The following is a 21,328-nucleotide window of genomic DNA, read 5'->3' as shown; positions in this document are numbered from 1 at the left end:
AAGGGAATAATCGACAACGGCAACGTGTGAAGAGAATCCCGGTCAACGTCCGACAGTGTCTCCTTCGGCTTCTCCGCGGCCGCCTCCATTGTGCGACCCGGGACGTCCTCAGATGGCATTCGCCTTCCCTCTCGAACCGAAGAATGTTGCCGTTCCCCGATTCTCACCGTTTTGAGAGAAGGAAGCAATCCTTCCGTCCGCCTTTCTCTCGACGTCGGGCCGCCTTCCATAGGCTTCCGCCAGCCGATGGGCGTTGTTTCCGAAAACCTCGAGGACGGCGGGGTCAAAATGCTGAGGGCGGGTGCGAACATCGCCTTCCAGGATGACCCGCACCGCCGTCCGGTGGTCCATGGCCGGCTTGTACGGCCTGGGGGATCGCAAGGCGTCGTAGACGTCGCACACGGCAGCGATGCGGGCCTCAATCGGGATCGCCTCGCCGGCGAGATTGTAGGGATATCCGCTGCCATCCCAGCGTTCGTGATGGGACAGCGCAATGGTCGCGGCCACCTTCATGATCTCGTCGGTCGACGGCGAAACGATCTCGTGGCCGATCCGGGTGTGAGCCTGCATAGTGGCGATCTCGGCCTCGGTCAGCAGGCCCGGCTTCATCAGGATGTTGTCGGGCACACCGATCTTGCCGATATCGTGCAGGGTGGCAGCCAGCCGGACCTTCCGTGCCAACGCCTCCGACCAGCCGAGTCCCAGCGCCAGGATTTCGGCATAGATGCCGATGCGGCGAATGTGCTCGCCGGTATCGTTGTCGCGATGTTCGGCGGCGATGGCGAGACTCTCCAGGGCCTCTATCCTTGCCGAATCGACTTCCTGGGCAAGCGCGCTGATCCGCTCGGTCTTTTCCATGACTTCGGCTTCCAGCGACCGTTGCGTCTGCAGCTTGCCCTCGTTACTGCAAATCCCTTCCAGGCATTTCCGGATCGCCCCTTCGAGCTGTTCCGAACTGAACGGCTTGGTAAGGAAATCCGACGCCCCCAGGCGCAGTGCCTCCACCGCCTCGTCGAATCCGCCATGGCCGGTGATCACGATAAAGCCGATGTCGCTGCGGATGTTGGACTTGATCTCGGCGATGACGTCCAGCCCTGATTTTCCGGGCATGCGAATGTCGATGAGGGCGACCCCGATTTGCCGATCTTTCGCCACCGCTTCGATGGCGGCCTCGCCGTCGGCAGCCTGCACGCAGTCGAAGCCAAGTCGCTGAAGGCGCCTCGTCACCGCCAGGCGGATCGGCTGCTCGTCGTCTACCACCAGGATCTTTCGTTCCATTTCTTCGCGTTCCGTCTTCTTCTAATCCGCGCCTTGCCGTGGACTCCTTCTAAGGAATCCCCATTCTTTCGCCCGCCATGCCGCCGTTGATTGATCGGTTGTTCTCTTGGAACCCGTGGCGATACCGCTTCTCCGGCATCCGACGCCGCCCGGAACGCGCCAGTCACTTCCGCTGGTGTTTCGCAGGAAAGCACATGGGTATTTCGTGGTTTTGTCAGATCTGCCGGAAAAGTGTTTCAGAGCGAAACAAAATCGGCGGCGGCCGCCTCGATGGTGGCGGAGCGCTTGCGGCGCGCATGATGCGCACCGGGACGGGCTATTGCTCCCACTCGATCTGCTGATCGAAGAAGTAGCCGACTCCCCACTCCGTCTTGACGAACTTCGGCCGCTTCGGATCGGGTTCGATCTTCCGCCGCAGACGGGATATCCGGGTGTCGATGCTGCGGTCGAAAACATCCGGCTCGCCGGCCATGAAACAGTCCAGGATCTGCTCGCGGGTCAAGACCCGCTTGGGCCTTTCCATCAGGGCCAGCAGAACGTTGAACTCGCCGGCGGTCAGCCGCACCTCGCTGCCTTCCGGCGTCAACAGCTTGCGCCGCGAGACGTCAATCGTCCATCCCAAGAAGCGGCCGATCCGGCCACCTTCCTCGGGCACCGTCTCTTCTCCCGTCGGACGCCCCGCGGTCCGGCGCAGGACCGCGTTGACCCGCGCCAGCAGTTCCCGCGAACTGAAAGGCTTGGTGACGAAATCGTCGGCTCCCAGTTCGAGGCCGACCACGCGGTCCACCTCCTCGCCGCGTCCCGTCAGCATGATGATCGGAATGTCCGAGTCCCGGCGGATTTCCCGCGCCAAGTCAAATCCGCTGTCCCCGGGCAGGACCAGATCGAGAATCACTAGGTCGGTCTTTTCACGCAGGAGCTCGACCCGCATGGCTTCGCCGTCATGCGCCAGACTGATGTCGAATCCATAGGCGGAGAGATACCGCCGCAACGAGTGCCCCAGGGCCTCGTCGTCATCGACGATCAGGATTCTTCTCGCCAAGCCTGCCCCCCGCCGATTTATTCGGCTCGAAACGCTCCCTCGTTCGTTTGGAACTTATACCGGAACTCCCACCCAATTCGAGAAAAAGCGCAACTCTTACAGAATTTTCACGTCCAGCTTTCCCTCACCGAGGGCATGCGACGGGTTCGCTTCGCCACCTGCGCGCCCGCACTTTCCCATTTTTCCCAACGACCCTCAATTGCCCATCCACGGGTGCCCCCCCGAAGCGGCTACCGCCGGCGGATGCGTCCCTCCACCCGCGGCGCCAGGCTTTTCTTCGCGAGGATATGGCCGATTACCGCCGTCGCCACATAGGTTCCCGCGGAGGCGTCGACAACGAGATCGCCATTTGCCAACGCGTCGTATCCGTCCCCGCCCGCCGCCAGGAACTCGTTGGTCGCCACGCGATAGATCCTGTCCTCATGCAAGGCCTCGCCGCCGACCATCGCCGAGACGATCCGCCTTCCCACCGGCGCCTTGGCGTCGTAGACGAACGACATGCCGGCGACCTGCGGAAAGCGCGCCGCCTTCTCCTCGACCTTCGAGACGCCGTTTTCCAGCGCCGCCAGAAGGTCGATTCCTGCCAGTTCGACCACGACGGTGACGTTGTCGAACGGCAACTCGTTCAGGATGTCCTTACGGGTCAGCGAAGTCCCGGACTCGTATGTCCTGTCGCCCCGAATCGCCCCGCTGTTGACCAGGGCGACATCGGCGCCCGCCGCTTCCTTCATGGCATCAGCAACGAGGTTGCCGAATCCGGTTTCCTGGCTCCGCAGGATGTCCTGGCGGGTATCCAGCATCACCGTCGTCTTGCCGATAATGCTGGCCAGTTCGGCCGTCAGGCTGGCGTTGTGCCTGTCGATGAGCTTTTTGATCTCCGGGTCCGGCGCCACCCCTGCGGTCGATATCATGCGCCACGCCGGCCGCACGCGCAGGGACCTCTTGCCGCCTTTTTCCTGCCAGTCCAGCGACAGGTCGATGGCCGCCAGGAAGTGGGCATTGTAGCCGGACTTGTGGATGAGCACGCCTTTCTCATAGAAGGTGATCGGATCGTGATCGTGCCCGCCCAGGATCATGTTGATGCCGCCGACCGACGCCGCCAGGTCGCGGTCCTGGTCGATGTCGAGATGGGTCACGGCGACGATCAGATCGGCCCCCGATTCCTTCAGCCGCTTGACCGCCGCCTCCGCGCTCTCGACGACGTCGGCGAAGATTATGTTCTTTCCGGGCGAGGAAAGAACCTCGGTATCGGGCACCAGGGCGCCGAAGAAGCCGATGGTGAAACTGCCCTTCTTCAGCATCAGGATGTCCTTGGCGCCGACCGCCGGGGTGCTGTCTTGCGCCAGGACGTTGGTGCCAAGCCAGGGAAATTTGGATTCGCCGATTCGCTGGGCGGCAACCTCGGGGCCGAAATCGAACTCGTGGTTTCCCAGCACGGCAACATCGACGCCGATGGCGTTCATCAATTCGATCATATGAGCGCCCTTGGTGACGCTCGACGACATCGAGGGCGAAATCAGGTCGCCGCCGAAAGTCGTGATGCTGTTGGCGTTCCGCGTCCGCTCGGCGCGCACCAGCGTCATCAATTCGGCCAGCCCGCCGATGCCCTGCTTCGGCGACATTTCATAGACATCGTTGGTATGAAGAAAGGTGATCCGGGTCGGTTCGGCCATCGCCGGAACCGCCAGCAGCACCGCCGCAACGGCGGCGATGACGGCGGCGTCCGGCAGCCATCGCCGGACAAAGGTCATCGCAGACATTCCATTCCCTCCCCCGGGACGGGGCCTGACGAGGTCCCGGTACGGCCTTGAACCTACCACGCCGACGTTGTGCCGGCTATCCGGCCATGGCAGGATCATTCATAAATTTCGGGGCTTGAGAAGGAACCGTCCGGCGCATGTTTTCCAACAACCCCGACGCCGAACACAGCGCCCGAATCATTCGCGAACGCGCCGGGGGTCTCGGCGTGCCGTCGTTCGCCATCGTGCTGGGCAGCGGCCTTGGCGCCATCGCCGACGCCTTGAGCGACGCCGTAGCGATTCCGTTCGGGGACCTGCCGGGCTTTCCGCGCCCCCTGGTTCGCGGCCACGCCGGACGCCTGGTCCTCGGCCGGCTGGGCGGCACCGACGTCGCCGTCATGCAGGGACGCGCGCACTATTACGAAGCCGGCGACGTCGCCGCCATGAAGGTCCCGTTGCGCGCACTAGCCGCCGTTGGCTGTCCGGCGTTGATCCTCACCAACTCGGCCGGCTCGCTGCGGCCCGAGGCCGGTCCCGGCAGCCTGATGATGATCACCGACCACATCAATTTCACCGGGGCCAACCCGCTGATCGGCGAGGCCGGCGACGACCGCTTCGTCGACATGACCGCGGCCTACGACGCCGGGCTTCGCGCCCGCCTGCGGGCGGCGGCCGGCCGGCTGGCCATTTCTCTGCACGAGGGCGTTTACATCTGGTTCTCGGGGCCGAGTTTCGAGACGCCGGCGGAAATCCGCGCCGCGCGCGTGCTGGGCGCCGATGCCGTCGGCATGTCGACGGTGCCCGAAGTTCTGCTGGCCCGCTGGCTGGGCCTTCGCGTCGCCGCCCTGTCGGTCATCGCCAATCCGGCGGCGGGCATGGCCGAGAGCGCGCTCACCCACGAAACCAGCGTGGCCGAGGCGGCCGGTGCGGCCGGCGACCTGACCCGCCTGCTGATTGCCTTTCTGAAGGACGATCCGGCCGCCTGACGCGTCGTCATTCCTTTTTGCGCCGGGCCCGCTGGCGGCGCAGGATGTACAGGCTGCTGGCGACGATGACGAGGGCGCCGGCGACCGTCCACTCGTCGGGCAGGTCACCGAAGCCCAGGAAGCCGAACAGCGTCGCCCACACCATCCCCGAATAATTGAACGGCGAAACGGTGGCCGCCGGCGCCATCTGGAACGCCTTGGTCGCCGCCAGGTGGCCGGTCATGCTGAGAAACCCGGCCACCGCCATGACCGCCCAATCGACCGGCCGCGGCGTCACCCAGACGAAGGGCACAATGGCGGTCATCGCCACCGCGCAGACCAGTGCCGTATAGAACACCGTGGTGCGCGGATCGTCGACGTGCGCCAAATTGCGCGCGGCGATCTGGCTGACGGCGTAGAATCCCGCCCCCAGCAGGACGACGGCGGCGGCCGGGTGAATTGCCGCGATGCCGGGGCGCACGATCAGCAGCACGCCCAGGAACCCCACGATCACGCCCGCCCACTGGCGCGGCCCGACCCGCTCCTTGAGCAGCGGCACCGACAAGGCGGTCACGATCAGCGGGCTGGCCGCGAACAGCACGTTGGTCTCGGCGAGCGGGATATAGCGAAGGCCACTGACCATGGCGCCGGAAGCCAGCAGGATCATGACGCCGCGCAAAATCTGCATGCGCGGGTTGCGGGTCCTGGCAATGAGCGGCAGCCGTCTTGCCAGCAGCGGGGCCATGAACAGCAGATGAAAGGTGAAGCGGGCCCAGATCACCTCGGGGACCGGAAAGAGTTGGGCCAGATGCTTGGCGATGGCGTCCATGGCCACCAGCAGCAGCATGGCCACGCACATCCAGAAGACGCCCCAGCCGACCCTTTGGGGCGGCAACCGCCCCGCCGCCTCGCTCACGATCGGGGTCCGTTTGTCGTCATTCCGGCGTTCCCTCCGGCTTGCGCTTCTTCCGCTGGCGATCCAGCACGTAGAGGCCGCTCGCCACGATGACGGCGGCGCCGGCCACCGTCCAGCCGTCCGGCAGGTCGCCGAAGACCACATACCCTACCGCCGTCGCCCACACCAGCGACGAATAGTTGAATGGCGTGACGGCGGCGGCCGGCGCCGCCTGGAAGGCGCGCGCCGAAAAGATGTGCCCACCCAGGCTTAGCAGCCCGATGCCGCCCATCAGCGCCCATCCCATGGCGTCCGGTGTCACCCACAGGAAGGGCACGATGACGCTGGTGCTCGCCACTCCGACCAGCGCGGTATAGAAAACGGTGGTCAGCGGATGGTCGACCCCTCCCAGGCGGCGGGTCGATATCTGGTTGATGGCGTAGGAAATGGAGCCGAGCAGCGGAAAGACCGCCGCCCAGTGGATAAGATCGCCGCCCGGACGCACCACCAGGACGACGCCGACGAGGCCGATCGCCACCCCGATCCAGCGGCGCGCCCCCACCCTTTCGCCCAAAAGCGGCACCGACAGCGCGGTGACGATCAGCGGGCTGACCGATCCCAGCACCGAGACCTCGGCCAACGGCAGGAATTGCAGGGCGACGATGATGGCGACATTGGTCACGATCACCATGACGCCGCGCAGCACTTGCAGGCCGGGGCTGCGGCTCTTGGCCAGGACCGGCAGCCGCCTCGCCATCAAGGGCATCATGAACAACAGGTGAAAGATGAAACGGACCCAGATGACCTCGGCGATGGGGTAGGTTCGGATGAGGTATTTGGTGGCGCCGTCCATGCAGACGAACAGCAGCATGGAGGAACACATCCAGAAGATCCCCCAGCCGACACTCTGTGGGGTTTCCCCCGCTTCGCCACGATTCATTTTGCGATTGTCCCGCCAGCCGCCCCCGTCGGACCCTCTCGACCGAAACGGTGTGGCCCGCCATTTTCCATCTGCACCAAGCGTCACGCCCGTTCGGGATAGAGCCCCAGCAATCCCTGGCGGGAGGCGGGGCAAACACCGCGTTCGGTCACCAGGCCGCTGACCAGGCGCGCCGGCGTCACGTCGAAAGCATAGTTGGCGGCCGCGCTGCCGGGGGGCGTGATGCGAACCGTGACGACGACGCCGTCCGGTGCCCGACCGGTGATCTGCGTCACCTCGGCGGCGTCGCGTTCCTCGATGGGAATGTCGCGAACGCCATCTTCCAGCGACCAGTCGATGGTGGAATGCGGCAGCGCCACGTAGAACGGCACGCCGTTGTCATGGGCCGCCAGCGCCTTCAGATAGGTGCCGATCTTGTTGCAGACGTCGCCGCTGGCCGCAGTGCGGTCGGTGCCGACGATGCAGAGATCGACCAGGCCATGCTGCATCAGGTGGCCGCCGACGTTGTCGGCGATCACCGTATGCGGCACGCCGTGCCGGCCCAGTTCCCACGCCGACAGGCTGGCGCCCTGGTTGCGTGGCCGCGTCTCGTCCACCCAGACGTGGACCGGCACCCCGGCATCGAAAGCCTTGTAGATGGGCGCCAGCGCGGTGCCCCAGTCGACCGTCGCCAGCCAACCGGCGTTGCAATGGGTAAGCACGTTGACGCGCTCCGGCCGCCCCTTTTTTTCCCAGGCCTCGCGGATGAGTTTCAGCCCGTGCTCGCCAATGGCTTCGCAGGTCGCCGCGTCGTCATCGCAGAGTGCGGCAGCACGGCCGTAGGCGGCGCGCAGGCGCTCCGCATGCGGCCGGTTGCGCAGGCTGGCCCGCATCTCGTCCAGTGCCCAGCGCAGGTTGACCGCTGTCGGCCGCGTCGCCAGCAGAAGCGCGCAGGCCGCATCGATGGCCGCATCCGAAACGTCTTCCCGCAGGGCCAAGCATAGCCCATAGGCGGCCGTGGCGCCGACCAGCGGTGCGCCGCGCACCTGCATGCTGCGGATAGCGTGGGCCGCCTCGGCGAGGGTGGTCAAGCGAAGAGTGGCGAAGGCATGCGGCAGTCGGGTCTGGTCGATGATGTGAACCGACCAACCGTCCTCGCCAACCCAGATCGTACGGTATGCGACGCCATCGACTTTCATGGATGCCTTCCCGAGATGGTTTCCACGCCGCCGCACCGCTCGGCGGCCGGCGTCGTTTCCGGACAACGACATTGGCCTTGGCGCCTCGTCCGTCCAATGTTTTTTTTAGGACGCGACACCACTTAATCGGGAAATGGACTCAACATTCCGCGACCGATCGGCCATGATCTTGCCTGGGGAGCGCAAGGTCAACCGGGCTGCGAAGCAGCCACCCGGTCGGAGGGAAGAACGCATCATGGCCGAGCCGATCGTTTACGTCGTGGATGATGACGAAGCCGTGCGGGGAGCCATCGAATGGCTGCTCGGCACCGTCGGACTGAACGTCCGTACGTTCGGGGCGGGCCAGGAATTCCTCGACGGCTTCGAAACCACTGACGCGCCGGGTTGCATCGTGCTCGACGTCCGCATGCCGGGCAAGGGCGGGCTGGAAATCCAACAGGAACTGAAGGCGCGGGACTGCCCGCTGCCGGCCATCATTCTGACCAGCCACGGCGACGCGCCGATGGCGGCCCGTGCCATCAAGGACGGCGCTTACGACTTCATCGAAAAGCCGTTCAACAACCAGGCTCTGCTCGACATCGTCCAGAAGGCCATCCACGAGAGCCAGGCCCTGATCGAGGCCCGACGGCAGCGCGACGAGATCGGCCGCCGCCTGCACTCTCTTTCCGAGCGCGAGCGACAGGTTCTCGACCTGATCCTGCAGGGTAAGAGCAATCAGGAGATGGCGGGAGACCTGAGCATCAGCCGGCGGACCGTCGAGGTGCACCGCGCCAACCTGATGGAAAAGATGGCGGCCGGTTCCATCGCCGAACTGATGCGGGCCGCCTTCGCCGTCAACCTGATCGGGCAACCGACGCCACGGCGGCGGGGATAGCCGCTTTTACGAACTGCCCTATTTCAAGCCGCCGGCGAATCCGCGGGTCAGCCCCCGCTGCACCACCCCCACCACCGCCAGGATCGGCAGCGAAGCCAGGAAGCCGATAGCCGCCAGCTTGCCCCAGAACGTCTCGTCCTCGGTGATCAGGGTGGCGATGTAGGTCGGCAGCGTGAACTTCGAGGGCGTCTGGATGAACAGCAGCGCGTACAGGAACTCGTTCCAGCTGAGGATCATCAGGAAGACGGCTGTGGAGATCAGGCCCGGCAGCATGATCGGCAGCACCACGGTGACCAGTCGGCGCGCCAGGCCGGCCCCGTCGACCATCGCCGCCTCCTCGTAGGCCAGCGGAACGTCGCGCACGAATCCCAGCAGCATCCATATGGCGAACGGCAGGGAATAGACCTGATAGACGAAGATCAGGCCGGCCAGGGTGTCGAGCAGGCCGAAGGCGCGCAGCACCTGGTAGAGCGGGATGGCCAGCACGATGGGCGGAGACAGCTTGATCAGGAGGACGAAGAGCAGAAAGACGATGTCGAGACGGGCCGGCAGGCGCAGGCGGGCCAGGGCATAGGCCGCCGGGAAGCCGGCCGCCAGGGCCAGACCGGTGCTGCCGACGGCGACGATCAGGCTGTTGAGCACCTTGCCCAGGATGCCGTCGTCGATCAGGGTGCGGTAGTGGGCAAGGGTCGGCGCGCCGGGAACGAGGGCGATCGAGGTCGACACGTATTCGAGGGGCGGCCGGAACGAGGTCCCCACCATCCAAATGACCGGCAGCAGGAACAACACCGCGGTGACGAAAGCCACCGCCGTCCACCCCCATCGGCTAGACATGGTCGGCCCCCTTGATGATGCGCGCCGCGTAGACGGCGGCCAGGGCGCCGGCGATAAGAATCATGACGACGGCCGCGGCCGACGCCAAGCCGATGTCGAAGAACCGGAAGCCCAGGCGGTAGACATACATCGACAGCGTTTCCGTGGCGTTGCCCGGCCCGCCGCCGGTCAGCGCGTACACCTTGTCGAAGATCTTGAAGCTGTCGATGCTGCGCAGCAGCGCCGCCAGAAAGATGTGGGGCATGAGGAGCGGCAGGATCATGTCGAGGAACATCCGGCGCGGCGACGCCCCGTCCAGGCGCGCCGCCTCGTAGACCTCGAGCGGAATGGCCTGAAGCCCGGCCAGGAGGATGAGGAAGGTCAGCGGCGTCGTCTGCCAGACGTCAACCAGCACGATCGACAGCAACGCGATGTCGGGATCGAACAGCCATTCGACGGGCGGCAGCGCCACCGCCCGCAAGACGTTGTTGAGAAAACCGAAATCGAAATGGAACCAGGCCCGCCAGATGGCGGTGACGACCATGGTGGACAGCACGAACGGCGCCACCAGCGAGGGAATGACGATCCACCGCCCGGGGAACCGCCGGTTGACCATGAGGGCCAGCATCAGCCCCAACCCCACCTCGCCGGCCGTCGCCAGCAGGGTGAAGGCGATGGTGTTCCACGACGCCCGCCGGAAGAAGCGGTCGCCCAACAGGTCGGCGTAGTTCTCCAGGCCGATGAACCTGGCGCCGGCGAACCCGTAGTCGGTGACGAAGAAGGACAGCAGGATGCCGCGCGCCAGCGGATAGAGGGTCAGCGCGGCAAACAGCAGCAGGGCCGGCGTCAAAAGCAAAAACGGGACGGATCTGGAGGCGTTTCGCATTCCGTGGCGGCGCTTGGCTCGGGTCGGGATCGGCGGGAAAGCGAAGGCACCCAAGGCCTTCGCCCCCGCCGCCGTACTGGTTTGAGGCCGGGCTAGCGCTTCAGAGCCCGGGCGATCTGGGCGTTGGCTTCCTCCAGCGCCTCCTTCGGCTTCATCTGGCCGACCAGGGCCAATTGCAGGTAGTCGCCGAGGACGGTTTCGACCTTCGACCACTGGGTGATGCGGGGCCGCGCCACGGCGGTCATCAGGGCCTCCAGCTGCGCCGGATACCAGCGGTAGGTCTTGACCACGTCGGCGTCCTTATAGACGCTCGCCCGCGTCGGCGGATTGCCGGTATCGATGGCGATCATCTTCTGCATCTCCTTCGAGGTGACGAAGTCGATGAAATCGCGGCCGCCCTTGGCGTTGGGTGCGTCGGCCGGCACCGCCAGCAGCCACGAGCCCAGCATCGGCGCCGGCCCCTTCACCTGACCGGGGGCGGCGACGACCTCGACCTTGCCGGGCACCTTCGATTTCGCCGGGTCGTCGAGCGAGGGCGCCCACGACGGCCACAGCTCGATCGACATGGCGGTCGTCCCCTGCATCAGGGCGTCGCGCACTTCCGAGGCGTTGTAGGTTTCGACGCCCTTCGGCGCGTAAGCCTTCAGCGACAGGAAAAGCTCCAGGGCCTTCAAGGCCTCCGGGCTGTTCAGGACCGCCTGTCCCTTGGCGTCGACGACGTCCGCCCCGTGCGCCCACAGGATGGGCAGGAAGCCGGTAACGATCGGGTTGCCCTTGGTGCCGCGGTAGACCACGCCGGAGACGCCTTTCTCCCTTTCGCTGATGGTCTTGGCGGCGGTCACGACATCGGTCCATTTGGCCGGCCGCGCCAAGCCATACTTGTCGAACAGATCCTTGCGATAGGCGAACAGCTCGACGTTGCCGACGAACGGAATGGCATAGAGCGGCCCCGAGCCGACCGGGAAGCGCGCCACGTCGACCGTCGGCTTGATGAAGTCGGCGTCGATGCCGCCGCCCAGCTTGTCGAGGTCGGCCAACCAGCCGTTCGACATGAACTCGACCGCCCAGGTGTCGTCGATCATGAGTACGTCATAGGCGCCGGCCTTCTCGCGCAGCGAGATGACGGCCTTCTCGTAAAGGCCGCCATAGGGCAATTCCAGCCTCTCGACCTGAAGGCCCGGATGTTTCGCCTTGTAAAGGTCGACGGCCTTGGCCAGCGCCTGGGCAAAGCCGCCGTCGCGGCCGGCGATGACCAGCTTGTCGGCGGCCTGGGCGGTGACCGAAAGAATAAGGGCGCCCGCTAAAGCGCCCGCAGTGAGTACGCGCATGATGGCTCTCCCTCCGAGGCACGCGCTTGACGATGGCTGCGCGTGGCTCATTCGACGTATTGAAAACGATTGCAAAGCTACCCTGTTTTTATGACGGCGTGATGACGCCATCATACAATTTTTGCGAATGAAATTCATGTAAAACGTTTGCAATAGGAGGGACCCTGCCGCAAAATTCCTGCATGGGGCGCATAACCATCCGGGATGTGGCGAAGGCGGCGGGTGTTTCGGCCTCTGCCGTGTCGCGGGTCTTCACCGAGGGGGCCAGTGCTTCCGCGGCCACCCGTGCCCGGGTCAACGCCGCCGCCAAGGAATTGGGCTACCGGCCCAATGCGTTGGCCCGCGCCCTGGTCGGCGAGCGCACCAACCTGGTCGGCCTGGTCATCGGCCAAGCCCGAAACGTCTTCGATTCGCTGTTCCTGGAAGCCCTTGCCGATGCGCTGGCCCGGCACGGCAAGAACCTGCTGATCAGCCTGGTCCACGGCGAGGCCGCGGTCGACGAGGGAATGATGAGCGCGCTGGACTATCAGGCGGACGCGGTGGTGGTGGCGGCCGGCACTGTGCCGCTGGCCACCTCGGAGCGATGCCTTCGCCTGGGCGTGCCGATCATCCTGTGCGGCCGCGTCCTGGAGCGCCGGGGCGTCGACTGCATCCTCGGCGACAACCGGGATGGTGCCCGGCAGGCGGCGGAGCTGCTGGTACGCGGCGGCTGCCGGCGCATCGCCTATCTGGGGCGCGGACCCGCCGCCTTTTCCGACGCCGAACGCGAGGAAGGCCTGCGCGAGGCTTTGTCCCGCCTCGGCCTGTCGCCGGTCGCCACCACCACGGTGGACCCCGACAACGATCACGGGTTCGCCGCCGCAACCTCTCTTCTTTCTGCCCGGCAGCGGCCGGACGCTATTTTCTGCGGCACCGACCTCATCGCGCTGGGCGTGCTGGAAACGGCCCGGGCGCTGGGCCTCCGGGTCCCCGAAGACGTGGCGGTGGTCGGCTTCGACAACGTGCCGATGAGCGCCTGGCCGAGTTTCCGCCTGACCACCGTCGACTTTCCCATCGCCCCGACGGCCGAGGCGGTCGTCGAACGAATCCAGGCCCGGCTTGCCGATCCCGACCTGCCGGCCATCGTCCGGCGCATCCCGACCCGCCTCGTCGCGCGGGCGACCACGCGCCGCATCGCGTAACCCCCACTCCCTTCGCGCCGTCAACAACAGTTCCGCGGGCAGGCGCCCGCCAAACTGTATTGACAATGACTCTCATTCTCGTTACTACCGCGAAGTAATCACAAGAAGTCCTAAAACAAAATGCATGATTTTATAACAATTCCATATTTCACATGCTTTAAGGAACAATTTTAGATTTATAATGTTTCTAAATTACCAGACGGAAGGATGAAGACATGACGAAAGCCTTGATCGCCTTCGGATCGACCACCGGAAACACCGCCGAGGTCGCCAATTGGATCGCCGCCGGCCTCGGCAAAAAGGGAATCGAAGCCAAGACGGAAGATTGCGCGAGCGCCGAGGTCGGCGGGCTGTGCGACAACTACGACCTGGTGGTCCTCGGCTGCCCGACTTACGGCGACGACGAGATCGAGATCCAGGAGGACTTCCTTCCCCTTCTCGATGACCTCGAAGCGGCCGGCATCGACGGCAAGAAGGTGGCGGTCTTCGGCTGCGGCGACGATTCGTATTTCCATTTCTGCGGCGCCGTCGACGAGATCGAGAAGCGGGTCCGCGAATGCGGCGGCGAACTGATTACCGCCTCGCTCAGGATCAACGACCCCCATACCGACCGCAAGGACGAGGTCCTGGCCTGGTCGGATCGCATCGCGGACGCGGTCTAATCCCGGCTTCCGGCGGCTTCCGCCCGCGTGACTATCGGCTGAACGTTCGAAAGGATCAGGCTTTGTCGACGACGCGAACCACCCGCCTGGCCGTATCGGTATCCGAAGTTTCGCTGACGGCCTCCTTGCGGGCGCCGGCCTCCGGCCGGGGCCACGATCCGCTTTCTCTGCTCTTCTCGGGCGCGGTCCGCGCGATCGCGTCCGACTTCATGGGCGACGCCTGGGACATGCCGGCGCGCCTGGAAGGGCGGGCCGTCACCGTGCGCTGCGTGTCGACGCCGCCCGCTTCCGGCGACGGCGAAAGACCCGTCATCGGCCGGTGCCAATTCTGTCCCATCGCCCGCGACCTCGATGTGGCGGTCGAGGTCGACTGCTGTCCGAAGCTCTTCCACGTGCTCAAGAACACGGCCGAATTCGGCGGCGGCCAGCCCGGCGCCGGGATCACGCTTATGCTCGATATCATGGAAGCCGGCGAGGACGAACGGAGCTGCGGCGATGCCGTGGTCCGCCTGGACGTCACCCGCCTCTCGGTAACCGCCTCGCGCGCCATCCGTGGCTCGGCCGGACCGGCCGCAAGCGGCGTGGCCGCATTCCAACCGTCGGTGGCGTCGTCGGCCGTGCCGGTCCTCTGAGCGCGGCCCCCTCCCCCACGCCCCCCTTCCGCCGCAGGAAACCCTTTGCCCCTTCCTTGGGACGGCGGACGATCATCCATGCCTCCGCCCCACCTGATTTTGCGAACGATTCGCGACAGAAATCCTGGGGTTTGACGCCAAACATGCTTGACTCGGTGAGCACATGCCCAATAAATTAGAATTCACTAATTTAGTTATTTCTAATTTTTTGCAGCCCCACCCCTGACGTTTGGTTTCCTCACCAGGGGGATTGGGAAACTTGGGAGCCGGCGCGGATGTCTGCCATGCACTCTCATGCATCGAACCGCAGGGATTTTGGTGCGGTCATCGTCCTGTGGTTGGGGTTGGTGGTCCTGTGGACCGTCTTCGTCGGCCGCTTCGATACCCAGGAACTTCTTGCCGGCGCCGTCGTGTCGTTTTTCGTCGCCTTGATCGCGGCGAGGGGCGACGCCCGGTGGACGGCGTTCCTCTCTCCGCGCCGGCTCTTATTTTTCTTCGCCTTCCTGCTTTACCTCGCTTGGGCCATCGTCAAGTCCAACCTGCAGATGGCCGTCATCGTCGCCCGGCCGGTGCTTGCGATCCGGCCCGGCATCGTCCGCGTGCGGACCCGCCTGCGAAGCCCCTTGGGCCGCCTGGTTCTCGCCAACGCCATCACGCTGACACCCGGCACGCTCACCGTCGAGGTCGACGGCGGGGATCTGTTCATCCACTGGGTCACGGTCGACGCCGAGGACATCGACGACGCCACGCGCCAGATCGTGACCGGCTTCGAGCGCTACCTGGAGGTCGTCTTTGGCTGAGATCATCCTCATCGTCGCCCTGGTGCTGGCCGCCGTCGCCCTGCTCATCGGGCTCTACCGGCTGCTGGCCGGGCCGTGCACGGTCACCCGCGCGGTCGCCCTGGACGTGCTGACCCTCATCACCATCCCGCTGCTGGTGGCCGTCGCCGTGACCACCGGGCGCGCCATCTACGTCGACGTCGCCATCGTCTATGCCATCCTGTCGTTCCTCGGCGTCCTGGCGCTGGCGCGCTACCTCGAAAAGGGGCTGTGAGATGGACTTCCTGCCGCTCGCGGGCGCCGTCATCGTCTTCATCGGCTCGCTGTTCCTGCTGCTGGCGGCGATCGGCATCCTGCGCATGCCCGACGCCTACAACCGCCTTCAGGCGGGGACCAAGGCGACCACGCTGGGGGTCATTCTGACCCTGCTCGGCCTTGGCCTCTATGAACCCGCTTGGTTGCCGAAACTGATCGTCATCGTCCTCTTCGTGCTGATCACCAACCCACTGTCCTCGCACGCCCTGGCCCGCGCCGCCCATGGCGCCGGCCTGCCGTTGGCCGACGGATCGGTCCGCGACGAATTGGCCGAGGCCAAGGCGCCGCCGGCCGCCATCCCCGCCAAAGAGGAGCCCGCAACGTGATCCTCGTCGATATCCTGGTCTGCGCGGCCATGGTGGTCACCGGCGTCGCCGCCATCTTTCAACGCAGCCTGCTGTCGGCCGTCATCATGGTCGGCTTCATCAGCCTGATGGTGTCCTACCTGTTCCTGCGCATGGACGCCCCCGACGTCGCCATGACCGAAGCTGCCATCGCGGCCGGGCTGACCACCGTCATCTTCCTGATCGCCATCCGGCGCACCGAGGACAGCGAGCGATGAGACAGATCCTCACCCCCATCGTCCTGGTCCTGCTGGCCGTCTTCCTGTGGACCACGGTGCCGCTGACGGCGCCTTCCGAGATCAGCGAGATCGGCCGCCATTACGTCGAGTTCGGCGTCGCCGAAAACCGCGGCGCCAACATTGTCACCTCTGTCGTGGTCAATTATCGCGGCCTCGACACCCTGGGCGAGGTGTCGGTGCTGTTCCTGTCGGTCGCCGGCGCCGGCTTCGTGCTGCGCCGCCGCGCCGGCCTGGTCCTGGAGACCCCGGAACCGGCCAGCGAACTGGTCGCCACCGGGGCCCGCCTGCTGTTCGCCCCCATCGTGCTGTTCGGCGCCTACATCTTCGCCCACGGGCACCTGACGCCAGGCGGCGGCTTCCAGGGCGGCGCCATCGTCGCCTCGGCGGTGCTGCTGCTCCTGCTGGCGCGGCGCGACCGCGACATGGCCCACAACGCGCTGGGCTGGATCGAATCGCTCTCCGGCTTTCTCTATGTCCTGGTCGGCCTGGTCGGCCTGGCGGCGGCCGGCTCGTTCCTCTCCAACCAGAACGTCATTCCGCTCGGCGCCTGGAACGAGCTGTTCTCGGCCGGCCTGATCCCGGTGATCTACGTGCTGGTCGGCCTCAAGGTCGGCTCCGAGTTGGCCGCACTGCTGGATGCGATGATGCATTCCGGCCTCCCCGAAGGCGAAAAGGAGGGGGCATCGTCATGATCGAGCCCACCGCCCTCTATACCGTCACCGGCGGGCTGCTGATCCTCATCGGCTTCGCCGCCATCATGCTCAAGCGCAACCTGATCAAGATCATGCTGGGCTTCGCCCTGATCGACGCCGGCGTGAACATCATGATCATCTGTTTCGGCTACATCCCCGGCCGCACCGCCCCGATCATCGATGCGCCGTCCCTGCTGACTCACGCGCAAACCCTCACCGCCGACGCCCGGCAATTCGTCGACCCGGTGGTCCAGGCCATCGTGCTGACCGCCATCGTCATCGCCGTCGGTGTCACCGCCCTGATGCTGGCCTACGTCGTGCGGCTCTACGCCGTCAACAAGAGCCTCGACATCGGCCATTACGTGAGCCTGAAATGGTAAATCCAGCCCTCCTCGTCGCCCTGCCCCTGGGCGTGGCCTTCCTGCTGCCGCTGGCCGACCGCATCGGCTTTGCCGCGGCGCGGCTGTTGTTCCTGGCCACCATCGCCTACACCCTTGGGCTGTCGGCCCACTGGGCCTTCGAACTTGGCCTGTTCGGGACAGCGGCCATCGACATCGAGACCGGCGGCTGGCCGGCCCCCTTCGGCATCCTGCTGCGCCTGGGCGGGCCCGAGGCCGCCCTCATCGCGCTGGCCGACGCCACCGCCCTCGTCTCCGCCCTCTATCTGGCAGCCCGCGACCGCGAGAAGGGTGGCGTACGCGCCCTGCTGATCCAGTTGATGGTGCTGCTGGGCGCCCACGGCCTGATCCTGACCCGCGACCTGTTCAACCTGTTCGTCTTCATCGAGATCACCTCGATCGGCACTTACGCCCTGATCCTTTATGGCAAGGAAGGCCCGGCGCTCGAAGCCGGCCTCAAGTACATGCTGATCGGCGGCATCGCCTCGGTGCTCATCCTGCTGGCCACCGGCTTGCTCTATCGCTTCACCGGCACGCTCTATATCGACGACATGGCGGCCAAGATGACCGGCGTCACCGTGGCCGCCATCTGCACCGCCCAGGTGCTGCTGCTGGTCGGCTTCCTGGCCGAGCTCAAGCTGTTTCCCGTCAACGGTCCCGCCATCGACCTCTATGACGGGGTCGAGCCGGGCGTCATGGCCTTCATCGTCGCCACAGCGCTCAACGCCACGTTCTTCGCCTTCACCAAGGTCTTCATGCTCTACCAGACGGAACTCTGCCACGTCGTGGTGATGGCCGTCGGCATGACAACCTATGTCGTCTCCAACCTGCTGGCCATCCGCCAGACCCGGGTGCGCCGTCTGCTCGGTTATTCGTCCTCGGCCCAGGTCGGGCTGCTGGTCTTCCTGTGGCCGGTGGTCGACCGCCACCCCGCGCTGCTTGGCGCCGTCGCCCTGCTGCTGCTGAACCACACGGTCGCCAAGGGCGGGCTTTTGTGGCTGGTCGGCGTGCACGGCGGGGAAACGGTACGCGAGTGGGCCGGCGCCTTCGCCAAACGGCCGTTCCTCGCCATCGCCACCATCGTCGCGGTCCTCGCAGTGGCCGGCCTGCCGCCCTTCCCCGGTTTCTGGGGCAAATGGGACGCCCTGGTCACACTGGCCGGCGACGGCGACCTGTGGTGGTGGATCGTCCCGCTCCTCGTCGGCGCCTTCCTCGAATGGGTCTACTACTTCGGCTGGGCCCGCGAGCTGTTCGTCGAGCCCGAAGCCGGGATTGCCGCAGCGCGGCCCGAACCGGCCTCGCGCATGGAGATCGCCGCGCCCTTGGCCGCCGTCACCGTCCTGGCGGGAACCGGCCTCGCCGTCTTCTACACCTCCGTCCTCGCCGCCAACGCCGATCTTGTCCCGGCCACCCTCCTGCTGGCCGCCGGCATCGCTCTTGTCGTGCTGCGGGCCTTGCCCTGGCGCCTGCTCGGCGGGCTATCGCTGATCGCCGTTGCCCTGACGGCGGGCGCCTTCTACCTGGCGCCGTCACTGGCCCATCCGCTGTCGGCGCTGTTTATCGGCCTCATCCTCACCGGGGCGCTGGTCATCGGCTTCGCCGCGCTGGCCTATCCGACCGGCGCCGGCACCTACTGGGGGTACTTTGTCATCCTGACCGCCGCCCTGCTGCTGCTGGTGCAGTCGGTTGGGGCGGAGCGCCAGCAATCGCTGCTGGTCTTCTTCCTGGCCTGGGAGATCATGACCTGGACCAGCTGGCTGCTGATGGGCCAGGGTCGCACCTCGGCGCAGGCGGGCTACGTCTACATGCTGTTCTCGGGCGCCGCCGGCCTGCTGATCCTGGGCGGCCTGATGGTCGCCGAAGGGGTCGATCCGGCCCCGGTCGCCAAGCTGGCCCAGCTTTCGGGGCCCGCCGCGTTGGCCGCCTGGAGCCTCATCGTTTCCGGCATCGCCATCAAGCTGGGCACCTGGGGCGTCCACATCTGGGCCCGCGACGCCTACACCGAATCGCCCGATACCTTTACGCCCTTCCTGTCGGCGGTGGTCTCCAAGGCGCCGATCTTCGCCCTCATCGTGCTGGTCGCCAACGTCAAGATCGCGGCCATCAACACGGCGCTGGGCGCCATCGACCCCCTGCACCTTCTGGCCTGGGCCGGCGGCATCACGGCGTTTGCCATGGCGCTGCTGGCGGCGCTGCAGGAGGACGCCAAGCGCCTGTTGGCCTTCTCCTCGGTCGGCCAGGTCGCCTATATCGTGGTCGGTTTCGCGGTGGCGACGCCGCTCGGATGGACGGCCGCGCTCTACCTCGCGGTCAACCACTTCCTGTTCAAGGCGCTGCTGTTCCTGGCCATCGCCGGCGTCATCTACCGCACCGGCACCCGGACCTTCTACGAGCTGGGCGGCCTGATCAAGCGGATGCCCTTCAGCTTCGTCTCGGTGCTCATCGGCATCATCGCGGTATCCGGCGTGCCGCCGCTATCCGGTTTCGTCGGCAAGTGGCTGATCTACGAGGCCCTGATCGACCGCGGCTGGCTGCTGCTGACCGGCCTGATGATGTTCGCCACCATGATCGCCTTCCTCTACCTCTACCGGCTGATCCATTCGATCTTCCTGGGCCAGTTGAAGCGCCAGCACCGCACGGTGCACGAGGCCCCGTGGCCGACACTGGTTGCCCAGGGCGTGCTGATGGCCCTGATCATGGTGCTGTCTATCTGGCCGCAGGGGCTGCTGGAACCGCTGGTCGCCGTTCTCAACGCGCCCGCCGGTTTCTACGAACCCGTCGCCGGCTCGCTCAGGCCGCTCTATGCCGGGGCCGGAGCCCTCACGCTGGATGGCGCCACGCTCGTCACACCGGTCGGCTACGCCAACCCGGCAATGATCATGGCCATCGTCGGCGCCCTGTTCGGTCTTGTCCTCGCCGTCCTTTTGATCCTCAACCCCCACCCCAAGTGGGTGCGCCAGCTCGACATGGTGTTCGCCGCCGAGGTGCCGCCGCCGGCCGAGGAAGCGCACTACGCCTATGCCATGTTCCGTCCCTACGAGCGGGCCTTCGCGCCGGTGCTGAGTCCGCGCGTCACCCGCTTCTGGAACGGCATGGGCGAGACGCTGGCTGCCGTTACCGAGGCGGGGCGCCGCTTCTACACCGGAAACGCCCAGACCTACTTGCTCTACGCGGTGGGAATGGTGGTCCTTCTCGCCTTCGTCGGCCGGAGCTAGCCCCATGATGCAGCCGCACCTTCCAATACTCGAACAAGCCCTGTGGACGGCACTATGGGTGTTCCTGGCCCTCCTCTACGGGCTCCTTCTCAACGGCATCATCCGCAAGGTGATCGGCCGCATCCAGGGCCGCATCGGTCCGCCCATCTGGCAGCCGGTCATCGACCTTTTGATGCAGATGTTCGTGCGCACCTCGACCATGCATGGCGTCATGTTCTTCCTGGCGCCGGTTTTCCGCGCGGTGGGCGGCATCGGGCTTCTGGTCTTCATGCCGATCGTCGTCGGCGTGCCGATGCTGGAGAACTTCGCGGCCTCGGGCGATCTGCTGCTGATCATGTATTTCTTCTTTTTCGGGCAGCTTGGCATGGCGCTCGGCGCCGGCGAAGGGGGGCATCCCTACTCGCCCATCGGCATCTCGCGCGGGCTGTCGCAGATGACCGCCTTCGAGTTGCCCTTCGGCCTGGCCATGATCGCCATCGCCGCCCAAACCGGCAGCTTCTCGATCCAGGGCATCGTCGAGGCCCAGCAGGGCGGCGTCATGGACTGGTACATCTTCCAGAACCCGCTGGCTGGCGTTGCCGCCTTCCTGGCGCTGATCGCCATGAACATGTATTCGCCCTTCAACGTGGTCGGGGCCCCGCAGGAAGTGCCGGTCGGTCCGCGCACCGAATACAACGCCGCCTTCCTGTCCCTGATGATGTCGGGCGTCTCGGTGTTCACGGTGGCCAAGTGCATCCTGTTCATGAACCTGTTCCTGGGCGGCACCACCACCATCCTGGGATTCCTGGTCAAAACCTTCATCGTCTACTTCTGGACGGTGTTCGTCGGCGCCGTCTTCCCGCGTTTCAGGGTCGAGCAGTCGATCCGCTTCCTGCTCAAGTGGCCGGCCCTCATCGGGGTGGCCGGCGTCGCCCTGGCCATGGCCTGAGGAGG

General features: G+C 65.7%; 22 protein-coding genes. 13 read left to right on the top strand and 9 right to left on the bottom strand.

The annotated features are described in order from the left end of the window. Positions 1-108: 108 nt before the first annotated feature. From ODR01_RS08230 to ODR01_RS08220, 3 genes are all read right to left on the bottom strand, one after another. Entirely contained in the window at positions 109-1,278 is a 1,170-nt protein-coding gene (locus ODR01_RS08230) for an HD domain-containing phosphohydrolase (protein ID WP_316977157.1), read from the bottom strand. 316 nt (positions 1,279-1,594) lie between these two features. Then, positions 1,595-2,320, bottom strand: a complete 726-nt coding sequence (locus ODR01_RS08225) for a response regulator (protein WP_316977156.1) — start codon at positions 2,318-2,320, stop codon at positions 1,595-1,597. A 230-nt stretch (positions 2,321-2,550) separates the two neighbouring features. Then, positions 2,551-4,080, bottom strand: coding sequence for a bifunctional metallophosphatase/5'-nucleotidase (locus ODR01_RS08220; RefSeq protein WP_316977155.1), 1,530 nt, complete (start codon positions 4,078-4,080; stop codon positions 2,551-2,553). 137 nt (positions 4,081-4,217) lie between these two features. Here ODR01_RS08220 and ODR01_RS08215 point away from each other — a divergent pair, with 137 nt between their 5' ends. Beyond that, positions 4,218-5,045, top strand: a complete 828-nt coding sequence (locus ODR01_RS08215; protein ID WP_316977154.1) for a purine-nucleoside phosphorylase — start codon at positions 4,218-4,220, stop codon at positions 5,043-5,045. Positions 5,046-5,052: 7 nt separating this feature from the next. Here ODR01_RS08215 and ODR01_RS08210 read toward each other — a convergent pair whose 3' ends face one another. From ODR01_RS08210 to mtnA, 3 genes are all read right to left on the bottom strand, one after another. Beyond that, positions 5,053-5,940 (bottom strand): DMT family transporter, encoded by an 888-nt coding sequence (locus tag ODR01_RS08210; protein ID WP_316977153.1) that lies wholly within the window; start codon positions 5,938-5,940, stop codon positions 5,053-5,055. Positions 5,941-5,959: 19 nt separating this feature from the next. Beyond that, positions 5,960-6,859, bottom strand: a complete 900-nt coding sequence (locus tag ODR01_RS08205) for a DMT family transporter (RefSeq protein WP_316977152.1) — start codon at positions 6,857-6,859, stop codon at positions 5,960-5,962. Positions 6,860-6,942: 83 nt separating this feature from the next. Then, on the bottom strand, positions 6,943-8,037 hold the full coding sequence (gene mtnA / locus ODR01_RS08200) for an S-methyl-5-thioribose-1-phosphate isomerase (RefSeq protein WP_316977151.1): 1,095 nt from the start codon (positions 8,035-8,037) through the stop codon (positions 6,943-6,945). Positions 8,038-8,272: 235 nt separating this feature from the next. Between mtnA and ODR01_RS08195 the strand changes: the two genes are divergently transcribed. Next, positions 8,273-8,911 carry a response regulator transcription factor gene (locus ODR01_RS08195; protein ID WP_316977150.1) on the top strand — a complete coding sequence of 213 codons (639 nt, stop codon included), beginning with the start codon at positions 8,273-8,275 and terminating at the stop codon, positions 8,909-8,911. Between the two features lie 18 nt (positions 8,912-8,929). On the opposite strand, the gene ODR01_RS08190 is transcribed toward ODR01_RS08195, so the two are convergent. The 3 genes from ODR01_RS08190 to ODR01_RS08180 all read right to left on the bottom strand — a co-directional run bounded on the left by ODR01_RS08190 (position 8,930) and on the right by ODR01_RS08180 (position 11,938). Continuing rightward, the gene (locus ODR01_RS08190) at positions 8,930-9,745 is read right to left on the bottom strand and encodes a carbohydrate ABC transporter permease (RefSeq protein WP_316977149.1); all 816 of its coding nucleotides are present in this window, start codon (positions 9,743-9,745) and stop codon (positions 8,930-8,932) included. Continuing rightward, positions 9,738-10,580 carry a carbohydrate ABC transporter permease gene (locus tag ODR01_RS08185; protein WP_316977148.1) on the bottom strand — a complete coding sequence of 281 codons (843 nt, stop codon included), beginning with the start codon at positions 10,578-10,580 and terminating at the stop codon, positions 9,738-9,740. Before ODR01_RS08185 ends, ODR01_RS08190 begins: the two co-directional genes overlap by 8 nt. A 122-nt stretch (positions 10,581-10,702) precedes the next feature. Further along, positions 10,703-11,938, bottom strand: a complete 1,236-nt coding sequence (locus ODR01_RS08180; protein WP_316977147.1) for an ABC transporter substrate-binding protein — start codon at positions 11,936-11,938, stop codon at positions 10,703-10,705. A 182-nt stretch (positions 11,939-12,120) separates the two neighbouring features. Between ODR01_RS08180 and ODR01_RS08175 the strand changes: the two genes are divergently transcribed. The 11 genes from ODR01_RS08175 (at position 12,121) to ODR01_RS08125 (ending at position 21,323) form a co-directional block, all read left to right on the top strand. After that, positions 12,121-13,119 (top strand): LacI family DNA-binding transcriptional regulator, encoded by a 999-nt coding sequence (locus ODR01_RS08175; protein ID WP_316977146.1) that lies wholly within the window; start codon positions 12,121-12,123, stop codon positions 13,117-13,119. 215 nt (positions 13,120-13,334) lie between these two features. Beyond that, entirely contained in the window at positions 13,335-13,781 is a 447-nt protein-coding gene (locus ODR01_RS08170) for a flavodoxin (protein ID WP_316977145.1), read from the top strand. A 62-nt stretch (positions 13,782-13,843) separates the two neighbouring features. Then, positions 13,844-14,413 (top strand): hypothetical protein, encoded by a 570-nt coding sequence (locus tag ODR01_RS08165; RefSeq protein ID WP_316977144.1) that lies wholly within the window; start codon positions 13,844-13,846, stop codon positions 14,411-14,413. 284 nt (positions 14,414-14,697) lie between these two features. Further along, positions 14,698-15,213 (top strand): Na+/H+ antiporter subunit E, encoded by a 516-nt coding sequence (locus tag ODR01_RS08160; protein WP_316977143.1) that lies wholly within the window; start codon positions 14,698-14,700, stop codon positions 15,211-15,213. Then, the gene (locus ODR01_RS08155; protein WP_316977142.1) at positions 15,206-15,466 is read left to right on the top strand and encodes a monovalent cation/H+ antiporter complex subunit F; all 261 of its coding nucleotides are present in this window, start codon (positions 15,206-15,208) and stop codon (positions 15,464-15,466) included. Before ODR01_RS08160 ends, ODR01_RS08155 begins: the two co-directional genes overlap by 8 nt. 1 nt (position 15,467) lies before the next feature. Further along, positions 15,468-15,833: a monovalent cation/H(+) antiporter subunit G gene (gene mnhG / locus ODR01_RS08150; RefSeq protein ID WP_316977141.1), complete on the top strand. Its 366-nt coding sequence runs from the start codon at positions 15,468-15,470 to the stop codon at positions 15,831-15,833. Next, positions 15,830-16,069, top strand: coding sequence for a Na(+)/H(+) antiporter subunit B (locus tag ODR01_RS08145; RefSeq protein ID WP_316977140.1), 240 nt, complete (start codon positions 15,830-15,832; stop codon positions 16,067-16,069). The genes mnhG and ODR01_RS08145 overlap by 4 nt, the downstream gene beginning before the upstream one ends. Then, positions 16,066-16,782, top strand: a complete 717-nt coding sequence (mbhE, locus tag ODR01_RS08140; protein WP_316977139.1) for a hydrogen gas-evolving membrane-bound hydrogenase subunit E — start codon at positions 16,066-16,068, stop codon at positions 16,780-16,782. Before ODR01_RS08145 ends, mbhE begins: the two co-directional genes overlap by 4 nt. After that, positions 16,779-17,162 (top strand): sodium:proton antiporter, encoded by a 384-nt coding sequence (locus tag ODR01_RS08135; RefSeq protein ID WP_316977138.1) that lies wholly within the window; start codon positions 16,779-16,781, stop codon positions 17,160-17,162. The genes mbhE and ODR01_RS08135 overlap by 4 nt, the downstream gene beginning before the upstream one ends. Further along, the gene (locus ODR01_RS08130) at positions 17,156-20,395 is read left to right on the top strand and encodes a proton-conducting transporter transmembrane domain-containing protein (RefSeq protein WP_316977137.1); all 3,240 of its coding nucleotides are present in this window, start codon (positions 17,156-17,158) and stop codon (positions 20,393-20,395) included. The genes ODR01_RS08135 and ODR01_RS08130 overlap by 7 nt, the downstream gene beginning before the upstream one ends. A gap of 4 nt (positions 20,396-20,399) precedes the next feature. Continuing rightward, positions 20,400-21,323, top strand: coding sequence for a respiratory chain complex I subunit 1 family protein (locus ODR01_RS08125; protein WP_316977136.1), 924 nt, complete (start codon positions 20,400-20,402; stop codon positions 21,321-21,323). Positions 21,324-21,328 lie beyond the last annotated feature (5 nt).

Source organism: Shumkonia mesophila (genome assembly GCF_026163695.1).
In the GTDB taxonomy this organism is placed as follows: domain Bacteria; phylum Pseudomonadota; class Alphaproteobacteria; order Rhodospirillales; family Shumkoniaceae; genus Shumkonia; species Shumkonia mesophila.
This window is presented reverse-complemented; position numbering and strand designations above follow the sequence as displayed.